The organism is Paenarthrobacter aurescens, from assembly GCF_025421775.1.
GTDB classification, from domain to species: domain Bacteria; phylum Actinomycetota; class Actinomycetes; order Actinomycetales; family Micrococcaceae; genus Arthrobacter; species Arthrobacter aurescens_B.
This window is the reverse complement of record NZ_JAOEFX010000730.1, coordinates 1-236: the sequence shown is the minus strand read 5'-3', so window position 1 is coordinate 236 and position 236 is coordinate 1. Positions and strand designations below refer to the sequence as shown.

At 65.7% G+C, this 236-nt stretch carries 1 protein-coding gene; it reads left to right on the top strand.

What is annotated here, in order from left to right; genetic code table 11:
* Nucleotides 1-14 precede the first annotated feature (14 nt).
* A partial coding sequence (locus N7568_RS25405) for an NEW3 domain-containing protein (RefSeq protein WP_261612385.1) occupies nucleotides 15-236 on the top strand: 222 nt, incomplete at its 3' end.

Below are 236 nucleotides of genomic sequence, written 5' to 3'. Positions count from 1 at the left end.
CAACGGCCTCGACGCTGCCCGCTGGTGGCACCTTGACCACCACTTGGAAGATCACCGCACCGGCATCGGCTGACGGCGCCTACACCATCACGGCAACGGCTTCCTATAGCACCACTTCTTCGCCCGCAGGCAGCCGAACCATCACCACCACCACCACCGACCTCACCCTGCCCAAGCCACCGCAGGCCACAGAGGTCGCCAGCGACCACCCGAGCCTCAGCGCAACCAACTCTAGG